General features: G+C 39.4%; 1 protein-coding gene. It reads left to right on the top strand.

What is annotated here, in order from left to right; genetic code table 11:
* The first annotated feature begins 132 nt into the window (after nucleotides 1–132).
* A complete protein-coding gene (locus tag JHD69_RS20225) occupies nucleotides 133–390 on the top strand; it encodes a hypothetical protein (protein ID WP_199142128.1) in 258 nt (85 codons plus the stop codon).
* Nucleotides 391–464 lie beyond the last annotated feature (74 nt).

The raw sequence follows: 464 nt of genomic DNA on the forward strand, positions 1-464 counted from the left end.
AGATGTGTATAAGAGACAGGGTATAAATGGATCAAATTGATCAGCATGCTGTTCCAGGCTCCAATTGGTTTAAGAAAAAGCCTTGCTCATTTAATCAGCCTTTCGCCAATTTACAGACATAAGCTTATTGCCATGGGCATAGCAATGAAAAATGTAGAAGAGCTGTACGTTAAAATGTTCGGCAATATGGAAAATTCATGGGTGAAAAATCCAGACTTAGCAAAGTATAACTCTTTCATGCCCGTTCTCCACAATCCCAACAAGCCCTTGTTAGAGCGTATTTCAGATTTCGATATCAAAACCTATCTCAATGGCGACATCAATACAAAAGTAGACCGTGCATCTATGGATTTTTCACCCATGAATTTTCCATATTGCCGAACATTTTAACGTACAGCTCTTCTACATCTGTCTCTTATACACATCTGACGCTGCCGACGAACCACGACATGGGTAGATATAGT

It is taken from the genome of Pedobacter sp. ASV12, from assembly GCF_016429155.1.
In the GTDB taxonomy this organism is placed as follows: Bacteria; Bacteroidota; Bacteroidia; order Sphingobacteriales; family Sphingobacteriaceae; genus Pedobacter.

What these genes read in the sequence shown, in the direction of transcription:
- JHD69_RS20225 (WP_199142128.1), top strand. Translation starts at nt 133, where the DNA reads ATGGGCATAGCAATGAAAAATGTAGAAGAGCTGTACGTTAAAATGTTC.